This is a genomic window from Brasilonema bromeliae SPC951, from assembly GCF_012912135.1.
Lineage (GTDB): Bacteria > Cyanobacteriota > Cyanobacteriia > Cyanobacteriales > Nostocaceae > Brasilonema > Brasilonema bromeliae.
In genome coordinates this window covers 1-12,257 of the sequence record NZ_QMEB01000210.1, presented here as the reverse complement: position 1 = coordinate 12,257, position 12,257 = coordinate 1, and the positions used below count along the sequence as shown (strand labels likewise).

At 44.6% G+C, this 12,257-nt stretch carries 12 protein-coding genes; all 12 read left to right on the top strand.

What is annotated here, in order from left to right:
- Positions 1–434, top strand: a 434-nt coding sequence (locus DP116_RS22015; protein ID WP_169157204.1) for a PEP-CTERM sorting domain-containing protein, incomplete at its 5' end; no start/stop codon positions are given.
- 138 nt (positions 435–572) lie between these two features.
- Positions 573–1,448: an EboA family metabolite traffic protein gene (locus tag DP116_RS22010; protein WP_246275741.1), complete on the top strand. Its 876-nt coding sequence runs from the start codon at positions 573–575 to the stop codon at positions 1,446–1,448.
- Between the two features lie 28 nt (positions 1,449–1,476).
- Positions 1,477–2,421, top strand: a complete 945-nt coding sequence (locus DP116_RS22005; protein ID WP_246275740.1) for a TatD family hydrolase — start codon at positions 1,477–1,479, stop codon at positions 2,419–2,421.
- Positions 2,422–2,454: 33 nt separating this feature from the next.
- Positions 2,455–3,369, top strand: coding sequence for a UbiA-like protein EboC (gene eboC, locus DP116_RS22000; protein WP_169157202.1), 915 nt, complete (start codon positions 2,455–2,457; stop codon positions 3,367–3,369).
- Between the two features lie 170 nt (positions 3,370–3,539).
- Positions 3,540–4,835: a glycosyltransferase family 4 protein gene (locus DP116_RS21995; RefSeq protein WP_169157201.1), complete on the top strand. Its 1,296-nt coding sequence runs from the start codon at positions 3,540–3,542 to the stop codon at positions 4,833–4,835.
- A gap of 180 nt (positions 4,836–5,015) precedes the next feature.
- A complete protein-coding gene (gene tyrA, locus DP116_RS21990; protein ID WP_169157200.1) occupies positions 5,016–6,197 on the top strand; it encodes a bifunctional chorismate mutase/prephenate dehydrogenase in 1,182 nt (393 codons plus the stop codon).
- Entirely contained in the window at positions 6,142–6,786 is a 645-nt protein-coding gene (locus DP116_RS21985; RefSeq protein ID WP_169157199.1) for a DsbA family oxidoreductase, read from the top strand. The genes tyrA and DP116_RS21985 overlap by 56 nt, the downstream gene beginning before the upstream one ends.
- Positions 6,780–8,018 carry a 3-dehydroquinate synthase gene (locus DP116_RS21980; protein WP_169157198.1) on the top strand — a complete coding sequence of 413 codons (1,239 nt, stop codon included), beginning with the start codon at positions 6,780–6,782 and terminating at the stop codon, positions 8,016–8,018. Before DP116_RS21985 ends, DP116_RS21980 begins: the two co-directional genes overlap by 7 nt.
- A gap of 31 nt (positions 8,019–8,049) precedes the next feature.
- A complete protein-coding gene (locus DP116_RS21975) occupies positions 8,050–8,322 on the top strand; it encodes a hypothetical protein (protein ID WP_169157197.1) in 273 nt (90 codons plus the stop codon).
- 40 nt (positions 8,323–8,362) lie between these two features.
- Positions 8,363–9,583 (top strand): metabolite traffic protein EboE, encoded by a 1,221-nt coding sequence (gene eboE / locus DP116_RS21970; RefSeq protein WP_169157196.1) that lies wholly within the window; start codon positions 8,363–8,365, stop codon positions 9,581–9,583.
- Between the two features lie 611 nt (positions 9,584–10,194).
- Positions 10,195–11,595 (top strand): alkaline phosphatase family protein, encoded by a 1,401-nt coding sequence (locus DP116_RS21965; protein WP_169157195.1) that lies wholly within the window; start codon positions 10,195–10,197, stop codon positions 11,593–11,595.
- Between the two features lie 136 nt (positions 11,596–11,731).
- Positions 11,732–12,257: TolB family protein (locus tag DP116_RS21960; protein WP_211173440.1), on the top strand; the 526-nt coding region annotated here is incomplete at its 3' end.

Genomic DNA, 12,257 nt, shown 5'->3' with positions numbered 1-12,257 from the left:
CAATTGGCATCGAAGTGGACGACCAAGAGAATGTCTATGTAGCTGATTCTATCAACAGCCGCGTTCAGGTATTCGATAAAAACGGTAAGTTCTTGACTTCCTTCGGTGAACCAGCCCTGGATGCATCAGGCAACCCAGTCCCGCCTCCAGGATTAACTGACGGTCCCTTTGGCAACCCTCTCGACCTCAGACCAGGCAGATTTAACTGGACAGGTGGCACATCCCTCAAAGATGGCAAGCTTTATGTTGGCGATTTCTTCCAAGGTCGCGTTCAAGTATTGAACGTAGTTAAGGATGGCGCAACCAAAGTACCTGAACCTGCTTCACTATTAGGTTTAGGCTTGTTGGGAATTGGCGCTACTGCTACCACATTGCGGAAAAAGCAGCAAAAGGCAACCCTCAATTTAGAGGAACCAGAAAAAGTTGCTGTTTAGACACTCGTAGTTTTGTACTTCCTCAACCTTAATTTTGTTTAGCCTCGTTCCCAGGCTGTAGCTTGGGAACGTATTTCTAGAAGTGTTAGCTCTATTACATAACTAAATACTTATAAAGTAATGGTTTGCGCAAGTTATTTGGAAAAAACAACAATTAGTGCTAATGACTTACTGCATGGTTGGCTGAAGCAACGCCTTAATAGTCAAGCTCTTACCTGGCTAGAACAGAAGATAGAGCAAATCAAAACCGCTGTCAATACGTTAGTATTTTTCAGTGCTTTTAGCGCTGTGCCTCGTTATACAGGCAAAAATGATTTACAACTGACAAAAGTGGAACTAGAAGCAGCCTGTTATGCCCGGACAGGTTGGTTTCCCAGTCATTGGAGTGTAGATCAAGCTGCTCGTATCTTACTGGTACTGAGTTTACCACAGGATAATGAGCAGAAGTACTTACAAACGTTGGAACGAGTTTTTACAGCCGCTGATGTGGGAGAGTTAGTGGCACTTTACCAAACATTACCACTTTTACCTTACCCAGAAAAGTTTCGCGCTCGTGCGGCTGAGGGAGTTCGCAGTAATATGACAGCAGTTTTCAACGCTGTCGCTTTGCGAAATTCCTATCCAGCAGAGTATCTAAGTGACCTTGCTTGGAATCAGATGGTATTGAAAGCCTTATTTGTAGGCAGCCCTTTGTATCTTATTCAAGGACTTGAGGAACGTGCAAATCCAGAACTAGCTCAGATGCTAGTTGACTACGCCCATGAACGTTGGGCAGCAAAGCGCACAGTCTCTCCCGAACTTTGGCGACTGGTGGGGCGATTTGCCGACAATGCGATGTTAGCGGATTTAGAGCGAGCAATACAAGACCCCGACCCAGTGCAACAAGCAGCAGCGGCGATCGCCACTTCCTCGTGTCCTTTACCACAAGCTCAACAACTCCTTGCCCGTTATCCAAACCTACAAGCCCAAATTCAAGCAGGGCATTTGACTTGGAGTCGCTTAACTATTTCGTAGTCAGCGCTCAAGCGCTGACTACAAGCCTATGACTAATTTTGTAACAATCAACACCGCTGCCATGATGTATATAGATCCTCACATTCACATGAGTTCCCGCACAACCGACGATTACCAAAAGATGCGGGACTCTGGCATTGTCGCTGTGATTGAACCTGCGTTCTGGTTTGGACAACCCCGTACGAGCGTTGGCTCATTCCAAGATTACTTTAGCAGCTTAGTGGGCTGGGAGCGATTCCGTGCTGCTCAATTTGGTATAAAACACTACTGTACAATTGGTTTGAACTCCAAAGAAGCTAATAATGAACCATTGGCAGAGCAAGTTATGGAACTTTTGCCCCTATACGCTTGCAAAGAGGGAGTTGTTGCCATTGGTGAAATTGGTTACGATGACATGACTCCGCAAGAAGACAAATACTTCCGCTTGCAGCTAGAACTCGCAAGAGAACTGGATATGCTGGTGATGATTCACACACCTCACCGCAATAAAAAAGCAGGCACTAGTCACAGTATGGATGTCTGTATCGAGCATGGATTAGATCCATCAAAAGTGATTGTAGATCACAACAACGAAGAGACTGTGCAGGAAGTTTTGGATCGGGGTTTTTGGGCAGCTTTTACAATTTACCCCAATACCAAAATGGGGAATGCCCGCATGGTTGAGGTTGTACGCCAGTATGGATGCAATCGCATCATCGTAGACAGCAGTGCTGATTGGGGTGTGAGCGATCCACTCGCGGTTCCTAAGACTGCTCAACTCATGCGAGAAAGGGGAATTCCAGAAGCGCATATACGAGCTGTGTGTTATGAAAATGCACTTACTGCTTACAGCCAAAGCGGTCAAATGCACGAGTCAGACTGGCTCAACCCATCGCCCATCGACCAGCGACAGCTATTTAGTGGTAACTCGGTACTTCGGGGACAAAAACCCGTCGTTGAGTCTCCAACTCGTGAATATGCATTGATAGAGTAAAAAGTCAATCTTTTCCTCCTCCACCTGCTTGCTATGAACGCTGCAACCTTAAATTCTTCTCGCCTTTGGGCATATCTCCAGTTACTGCGACCTGCTAACATCGTTACCGCGTGGGCAGATATTCTAGCTGGGTTCGCTGCTTCAGGATGCATTGTTTTTATTTCCCTATCTTCCTCTGATTTGATATCACTTGCATGGTTGCTTCTAGCAACTACAGGTTTATATGGCGGTGGTATTGTTTTTAATGATGTTTTTGATGCGGAAATAGACGCTATAGAAAGACCTGAGCGACCTATTCCCAGCGGTAGAGCATCCCGTCAAGGTGCATCTATTCTGGGAGGTTTGCTTTTGAGTGCTGGCATACTGGCAGCTTCTCAAGTCTCCTGGTTGAGTGCCACTCTAGGTTGTGGGATTGCAGCTGCTGCAGTCCTCTACGATGCTTACAGCAAGCATAACCCTATTTTTGGTCCGCTCAACATGGGGCTTTGTCGCGGTGGCAACCTCATGCTTGGTGTGAGCGCAGTTTCACCAATGGTATCAAACTATTGGTTTTTAGCGCTGATTCCCATTGTTTACATTGCTGCCATCACAACTCTTAGTCGAGGTGAAGTTCATGGAGGTAAAAGTAGTACTGGTGGTATCACCCTTATACTTATTGGCATGGTTATTGCCGCTTTATTAGGACTCTCGTTGTTAGAGAATTATCACCTGCTTGCAGTCTTGCCATTCGTTATATTGCTGGCTGTGCGGGTCTTACTACCTTTTATCAAAGCAGTGAGTCAACCATCTCCAGAAAATATTCGCACAGCCGTGCGTGCAGGAGTCTTGTCACTCATTGTTTTAGACGCCACAGTTGCTGCTGGTTTTGCCAGTTTGCCATACGGATTACTCATCCTCTGTCTATTGCCTATTTCAATAGCTTTGTCACAAATATTTGCTGTTACTTGAGGCACACGTTAAAATTCTATCTTAGAGCTAATATCAGGAGTAAACATCAGGGAATATGCTGGATTTATACTACTCAGCTTAGCCTATAGACCGCGACTCACCGTGCATCTTGTAAGAAAACAACAAAACTCACACTGTCGATTTGACCTTACCTAACAAAGAAACGGATAATGCGGATTCTTATTTATTCTTACAACTATCATCCAGAGCCAATCGGAATTGCCCCTTTAATGACTGAACTGGCGGAAGGACTGGTAAAGCAAGGTCACCAAGTGCGAGTGATTACAGGAATGCCTAATTATCCCCAACGGGAGATATACCAAGAGTATCGGGGCAAGTGGTACATGACCGAACAAAAAAACGGCGTGACCATCCAGCGTAGTTATTTACGGATAAAATCTAAACCAAATCTGATAGATAGACTGCTCTTGGAGTTGAGTTTTGTGTTTACAAGTTTGCCACAAGCTCTGAACGGTTGGCAAGCGGATGTTATTCTCCTGACAGTACCACCACTATTGGTATCCTTACCAGCAACGCTACTTGGTTGGTTACATAAGTGTCCAGTCGTACTAAATGTACAAGATATATTACCAGAAGCCGCTGTGCGCATTGGACTCATCAAAAATCAATGGATGATTCGTGCTTTGCAAGCCATAGAGCAATTTGCATACCGTAGCGCACACACTATTAGCGTGATTGCCGATGGGTTTGTTGAAAATTTAGTTGACAAGGGAGTCCCAGCTCAAAAAATTGTTTGCATTCCCAATTGGGTAAATGTGAATTTTATCCGCCCCTTACCAAAAAAGAGCAACTCATTTCGCATCGCCCATCAACTCCAAGATAAATTTGTTGTACTTTACTCCGGCAACATTGCCTTGACACAAGGATTAGAAACAGTCATCGAAACTGCATCTAGTCTGCGAGATATACCACAAATCGTCTTTGTCATTGCTGGAGAAGAAAAAGCATTGAAAAGATTGGAGGCATATTGTCAAAAATGTGGGGCTGACAACGTGTTGCTTGTACCTCTAATGCCGCGAGAAAAACTACCCGAAATGCTGGCAGCGGCAGATGTGGGTTTGGTAGTACAAAAGCGCAATGTTATATCCTTCAATATGCCTTCCAAAATCCCACTGTTGTTGGCTAGTGGTCGTCCCATTGTCGCCTCAGTTCCCGTCTCTGGTACAGCAGCACGGGCAGTGCGTAACAGTGGCGGCGGCATAGTTGTTGCACCAGAATCACCGCAAGCGTTAGCAGAAGGAATCGTGGATTTGTATAACAATCCAAGAAAAGTAGCAAAGCTAGGTTACTTTGGAAGGCTGTTTGCTGTAGAACATTATTCGTTTGAGCAAGCCTTAGCTGAGTACGAAGCTTTATTTAGTGAAGTTATTGCTACAAAATCCCAATCACCTTCTTTAGGTATGTTACCAAAATTGACCTCTAGCGAATCGATGATTGATATTTAAGTCATTAGTCATTAGTCACTGGTCATTAATCATTAGTCACTAATGGTTCATGTCATTAATTCCGAGGTGTTTTTAAATTATAGAAATTTCGTAGAGACGTTGCATGCAACGTCTCTACAACTTCGCCTCAGAGCGTCTTTGTGTTGTTTGCATCTGCTCATTCGCCGTAAATAACCTATTATGACTCAAGAATTGCTCAAGCAAACGGATCAAAGCCTGTGTGATCCGCAGCGCGATACTCACACAGCAAGCCTTGCCCTTGGGGGCGATGGCGATTGCCTACGGCAGAGCTACGCTGAACGCGTAGAACACCAGATCCACACGAGCGATCGCCATACACTTTTAACAGCATCCAAAATTTCAGCTATAGAAGAACAACTAGCAACTCTCGGCTCTTTACTTGCTCAAGCTGGTGTTCCTGAATCAGTTCGGGTAAATTTAGTTAACAGTTGTTATGCTGCCCTTTCCACAGTTGATTCATCTTCGTCTACACAGATAACACCCCGGAGAATCACCATCATAGGTGGTGCTGGAAGAATGGGTAGATTCTTTACTCAGCAACTGACAGCAGCAGGTCACAATGTAAGAATTCTCGAAAATGAAGACTGGGAATATGCAGACAACCTCCTCAGTTGTGCTGAACTTGTGATAGTCTCTGTTCCAATTCAGTGGACAGCAGATGTTATAAAGCGTGCGGCTCAATATCTTGCACCAACCACAGCACTTTGTGACATCACAAGTATCAAAACTGAGCCGATGTCAGCGATGCTTGAACACCATCGTGGTCCGGTTATGGGATTGCATCCCATGTTTGGTCCAAATGTCAAATCCTTCGCTGGACAGAAGGTAGTAGCCTGTCCAGGTCGGAACGACGATTCATTTGAGTGGTTATTAGACTTTATCAAAAGTCAGGGTGGAGAAGTGATAGTCTCAACACCTGAAGAACACGACTACATGATGGTGATTATTCAGGCAACAAGGCACTTCTCCAGATTTAGCGTTGGTGTTTTCTTAGCACAAGAAAAAATTGACATAGAGCGCAGTTTGTGTATGTCAAGTCCAAGCTACCGTCAAGAAATAGACATCATCAAGCGTTTGTTTACTCAAAGCCCACACTTATGTGTGGACATTATGCTTGCTACGCATGATAGATGTCATGCCATTGCTAAGTTAGCTGATACTTACAACCGCTTGGCAAGGTTAGTCGCACAGAAAGACCGAGGTGCAATCATCCAAGAATTTGAAACTGCTCAAAACTTTTTTGCTGAGGAAAGCATTACTTCTCCCAACCTGACTCACGAAAACCATGCTGATCGACATCTATCACGATACCGTATGCCCGTGGTGCCGAATCGGTCATAAGCATCTTTTTGATGCTTTGGCACAATATCAACAAACAGTGAAAATTCGGTGGCACCCATTTCTTCTAGACAATTCCATTCCTGCTGCTGGCTGCGAATTTCGTAGCTACATGCAACAGAGAAAAGGCATAGAACCGCAAGCAATAGAGAAGCTATTTGACCACGTGCGAAATATTGGTCATGCAGCAGGAGTCAAATTAGATTTTAACAAGATTCATCTGGCTGTCAATAGTATACTTTCCCATCGATTGATTGCGTTAGCACCAGATGACATCAAAAACGATGTTGTGCAAGCAGTTTACAAGGCTTACTTTGAAGAGGGTTTGAACCTCGGTGACCTTGACGTTATTGTTGCTATCGGCACAAAATATGGCATGAATTCTACTGTATTACGACTGCAATTGAACGGTAACGCTCTTGCCGATGCGGTTCTAGCCGAGTCAACATTTGCTCGATTGAATGGCATCACTAGCGTGCCTTTTTACGTTATCAACAACAAAGTCAAAATTGACGGTTCACACTCAAGCGAGGTGTTCCTTCAAGCTCTAAATCGTGCCGCGCTTATAGAAATATCCACAAAAATATGGTAATAGACATCAGGCAAAAGGCAACACTCAATATGCAACCCATCCGGCAAAGTTTCTCAGTGACTTTCCACTACGGGGTGCATTTTACTAATGGTGTGTTTGATCTGAAAAATTCCCTGCTGGCACAAGTGATTGCTGGCGATGGGGAAGTTGGACCAAAAAAAGTCTTAGCAATTGTAGATTCAGGATTGTTGCAGTCTCGACGGACGCTACTCAAGCAAATCGTTGCTTATTGCGATCGCCATCCAGACACACTCAAACTTGCTGCCGAGCCAATCATCATCAAAGGAGGAGAAGCAGCCAAAAACGATCCAAACGAACTCTCAAAAATTCACCAAATCATAGATGAAGTGGGGGTTTGCCGCCACTCTTATATATTAGGAATTGGTGGTGGTGCTGTATTAGACTTAGTTGGATATGCAGCAGCAACAGCACACCGAGGAATTCGTCTGATTCGTATTCCTACAACAGTGTTAGCACAAAATGATTCTGCTGTAGGAGTCAAGAACGGAATTAACGCCTTTGGCAAAAAGAATTTTCTTGGCACTTTCGCTCCACCCTATGCAGTTTTAAATGATTTTAGCTTCTTAACTTCCCTAAATGACCGTGACTGGCGTTGTGGAATCGCAGAAGCAGTAAAAGTCGCGCTCATCAAGGATCCTGATTTCTTTGAGTACATCAGTACCCACGCTGATGCACTCATCTGTCGAGACTTGAACTCCATGCAACAAGTCGTCTACCGTTGTGCTCAATTGCACATGGATCATATTGCTAACAATGGTGATCCCTTTGAAGTGGGTTCATCTCGCCCATTAGATTTTGGTCACTGGGCAGCACATAAACTTGAGCAGCTGACAAACCATAGATTACGTCATGGGGAAGCAGTGGCGATCGGCATTGCCTTAGACAGTACCTATTCCTACCTAATCGGGCTGCTGTCTCGGTTAGAGTGGCAGCGGATATTAAATACTTTGTTGTCATTAAACTTTCTATTGTACGTACCAGAACTGTCTGAAAAAATAACAGAACTGGAACATCCCCGTTGCTTGTTCCGGGGGCTGAGTGAGTTTCGCGAACACCTGGGCGGTGAATTAACCCTCACGCTATTGCAAGGTATTGGTAAAGGTATAGAGGTTCATGAAGTAGATATATCTCTATTTCGGCAAGCAACTTGGTTGTTGGGCGAGTTTTACAATTCTTCCTTACCTGCCTCAGGTTGGGAATGTGTGATGTGAGACTGTTGAAATTTTTTGAATTTTACCACAGATGGACACAAATGACACAGATAAACTATCTGCACGGCAGGTGCAACAAGAGCGGCACGCCGGACGCCCTTCGGGTTCGCCAGTCGCCTACGGAGGGAGAGCCGTCATTCGCGCTGGTCTCACCAGATACCAAGTGAGGGAAACACTCATCAAGTACTGGCTCACGCCACATGCCTCAACGCGGGGAACCCGCGCACGGCAGTGGCTCCCCAACGCACTGCCTCGTCTATCTGTGTCCATCTGCGGTTCCAAACCTCTAAGCAGGCTTTCATAACAAGTTGAGTCAAGGATAACAGGCGCGATTAAAAATACAGATGAAAATAGAAACAAATCACAACTTTCACCTAACCTACTGCACGAATATTCATCCTGGTGAAGAATGGAGCAAAGTCTTTGCCAACTTAAAGCAATACATTCCTGCACTCAAAGCACAGCTAGCCCCAGAAAAACCCTATGGTATTGGATTGCGTTTGGCGGATGTCGCAACCAAAGAACTGCTGCAAGGAAACGCCTTAGCTGAGTTTCAGTCATGGTTGACAGAACTGGACTTATACGTATTTACCTTAAATGGTTTTCCCTTCGGTGGATTTCATTGGCAGGTTGTCAAAGACCAAGTTTATGCACCAGACTGGTCTAAGCAGGAGCGATTGGAGTATACCCTACGACTGGTAAACATCCTGGCACAACTCTTGCCAGCCGATATGGAAGGCAGCATTTCTACACTACCGTTGTCATATAAGCCTTGGTTCAAGGGAAATCAACTTTTCCTGGCATCCTTAACAAGCAGCGCCAGCCTCAACTTAGCACAGGTCGTGGCAGAAATGGCACGCATCCGAACCGAAACAGGAAAACTCCTGCACATAGATTTGGAACCAGAACCAGATGGATTAATAGAAAATGCTGCCGAAGTTGTTGATTATTTCCAGAGGCACTTGTTGCCGATTGGGGGAGAATATTTAGCAAAGCATTTAGGGATTTCTTTAGAAGCAGCTGAGGCTCTCATACTAGAACACGTGCGTGTTTGTTATGATACTTGCCACTTTGCCGTAGAGTATGAAAACCCAGTTTCGGTTTTCAAGCAATTTCAAGCAGCAGGTATTCAAGTTGGTAAGATTCAAATCAGTGCCGCGTTGCAAGTGAACATACCCAACGATAGAGAACAGCGCTCTCTAGTGAAAAAGCGGTTACTTCCTTTTGCCGAGTCTACCTACTTACACCAAGTCATAGCACGCGAAAGTACAGGACGATTACGTCATTATACAGATTTGGAAAAAGCTTTACCAGATTTGGATTATACCACAGATCGTGAATGGCGGATTCACTTCCATGTCCCCATTTTTATCCACGATTACCAGCTGTTCCAGTCTACTCAAGACGACATTTCTACTGTGTTAGACTTGCTACAAATCAATCATGCCTGTAGCCACCTGGAAATTGAAACTTATACTTGGGAAGTGCTGCCGACTGAGATGAAACTAGATTTACTAGCATCAATCCAACGGGAGTATGAGTGGGTGTTATCAAAAATGTTATGAAAAGGATATGAAAGCGAAACATTCAATTAATGTTTCTATTGAATTACCGCTTCTCATTCAAAATCAGTATCTAGTAAGTGTTTGAGTTGGAAGCCACAACACAAAAACACTTGATGAAATCAAATAACTGACATCTTGCACCAAAAAAAATTGATGTCATTTCATGAACCAGTACAACACTCAAAGTTTTCAATGTAGCAATCAAGTTGAATAAAAGTAATATAACTTATTGCGCTGCTTTTCACTAAACCGAGGTTTCTACGGATAGGTACAAGATATAAGATAAGCTATTATGTTTGAAGTTCACAAGTCTCCTACACCAGGTAAAAGCTATTCTGCTCGTATAGAAAACAGATATATTATACCCATGTTTACTCTCAATGTCTTGAACAAGAGTTTTCTCAAAACTCAAGCATTCTAATCTTTAAGTTAGGCGCACGCAATGAAATCGAATCTTTCAATTAAATCTGTCTTAAAAAGGAAAATAAAGTATACCTTAAACAGTCTTCAAAAAAGATTTTCGTGAATCGAATCTGAGTTTTGGTTAGAGAACTAAGATTGAAATCATCATTCTGACATGAAATCGTGCCGACTCCCTGGAATTTGCGACTATGAATAAAACAGTTGTTCTCAACGTCGTAGGATTGTCACCCAGCCTGTTAGGGGAACATACACCGTCGCTGTCACGTTGGGCGGCTTCTGGGAAAGTCGTTCCAATTGCATCGGTATTACCTGCTGTCACCTGCACAGTTCAAGCAACCTATCTGACAGGCAAAATGCCGAATGAACATGGCATTGTTGCGAATGGGTGGTATTTTCGTGACGAGTGTGAAGTAAAATTTTGGCGACAGTCTAATAAACTTGTACAGGCTCCTAAAGTGTGGGATATGGCGCGATCGCTAGACCCCTCCTTTACCTGCGCCAATTTGTTCTGGTGGTACAACATGTACTCGTCGGCGGACTATGCAGTTACCCCGCGACCAATGTATCCGTCTGATGGTAGAAAATTACCCGATATTTATACACAACCACAAGAATGGCGTTCGCCGCAAGGCGGCTCCTCTGGAGCATCGCCCCTCCAAGCTGAACTCGGTCAGTTTCCTCTGTTCAATTTCTGGGGTCCCAACACATCGATTGCTTCTACCCAGTGGATCGCTTCTTCAGCTAAGTGGGTGGAAGAACGCTGTAACCCGACGCTGACACTGATTTATCTACCTCATTTAGATTATTGCTTGCAAAAGTTCGGTCCTGAAGATAACTTAGTCACCAAGGATTTACAAGAAATTGATGCTGTTTGTGGCGATTTGATTCAATACTACGAAAATCGCGGCGCTCAAGTTATTGTTTTGTCAGAATATGGTATTACACCCGTATCCCAACCCGTCCACCTCAATCGGATACTGCGGGAAAATGGTTTGCTAGCTGTGCGCGAAGAATTGGGACGAGAACTGCTTGATCCTGGTGCAAGTCAAGCATTTGCTGTAGCTGACCATCAAATTGCTCATGTTTATGTCAATGACCCGTTTTATATTCCGAAAGTGCGATCGCTCCTAGAAAACACAGAAGGCGTTGCTCAAGTTTTAGGCGAAGACGAAAAGCCAGCTTACGGTCTGAATCACCCAAGGTCAGGAGAATTAGTGGCGATCGCAAACTCAGATGCTTGGTTTACATACTACTACTGGCTTGATGACAATCGTGCCCCTGATTTTGCCAGAACAGTTGATATTCATCGCAAGCCTGGTTATGATCCTGTGGAATTATTCGTTGATCCCGATATCAAATTTCCCCAGTTCAAAATTGGTTTCAAACTGCTGAAAAAACAGCTTGGTTTTCGCTACTTAATGGATGTTATTCCCTTAGATGCTACCTTAGTGCGTGGTTCTCACGGTTGTATCACTGCTTCTCCTGCCAATGGACCATTATTTATGACTCGCCAAACTCACTTACTTGAGTCTGAATCAATCGCAGCCAGAGATGTTTGTCAATTAATTCTCAGACATCTCACTCTTTAATTAATAGGTATAAACAAATCGGTCGTTTTGTCGTTTCTTAGTCCATACACCAATTTCCACCAAACGCAGAATAAACTTTTTCTTACGTGACCTTTACCGTATACTTATGTATATACCGTGAGAATAAATATTTATCATGGGTACAAATCTAACCGAAATCTCGTCTCTCACCCTGGTCTCCGTCGCCGACGATGGCACCCAGGGGAATAACTACTCCCGTAAGCCCACCATTTCCGCTGATGGGCGCTTTGTGGCGTTTTACTCTGCTGCCAATAACCTGGTAGCCGGAGACACCAACAACAGTAGCGATATCTTCGTTCGCGACCTCCTAACAGGCACCACCACCCGAGTTTCTGTCGCCGACGATGGCACCCAGGGGAATAACAACTCCTCTAACCCCGCCATTTCCGCTGATGGGCGCTTTGTGGCGTTTGACTCAACTGCCAGCAACTTGGTAGCCGGAGACACCAACAACACTAGCGATATCTTCGTTCGCGACCTCCTAACGGGCACCACCACCCGAGTTTCTGTCGCCGACGATGGCACCCAGGGGAATGGCTTCTCGTATACCCCCGCCATTTCCGCTGATGGGCGCTTTGTGGCGTTTGAGTCAAGTGCCAGCAACCTGGTAGCCGGAGACACCAACAACATTAGCGATATCC